Origin of the sequence: Pseudomonas sp. SIMBA_068, assembly GCF_046534705.1 — a bacterium.
Lineage (GTDB): Bacteria > Pseudomonadota > Gammaproteobacteria > Pseudomonadales > Pseudomonadaceae > Aquipseudomonas > Aquipseudomonas putida.
This window is the reverse complement of sequence record NZ_JAWRYI010001438.1, coordinates 1-242: the sequence shown is the minus strand read 5'-3', so window position 1 is coordinate 242 and position 242 is coordinate 1. Positions and strand designations below refer to the sequence as shown.

Annotated in this window: 1 protein-coding gene; it reads right to left on the bottom strand. The window is 65.3% G+C overall.

Annotated elements, in window-relative coordinates:
* Positions 1 to 242 (bottom strand): ATP-binding cassette domain-containing protein (locus SB756_RS34385; protein WP_410913794.1); only part of this gene is annotated, 242 nt, incomplete at both ends.

The window sequence follows — 242 nt, the reverse complement described above, 5'->3', positions numbered from 1 at the left end:
ATCACCAGCCGTGGGCGGTTAACCAGCGCCCGGGCAATCGCCACGCGCTGGCGTTCGCCGCCTGACAGTTCTGAAGGCCGGTGCGCGGCGCGATGGTCCAGCCCGACCGCGGCCAGCATCTCACGGGCGCGATCCTGCGCTTCCGTTTTAGCCGTTTTGCCAATCAGCAGCGGCATCGCCACGTTCTCCAGCGCGCTGAAGTCCGGCAGCAGATGGTGGAACTGATAGATAAAGCCCAGCTC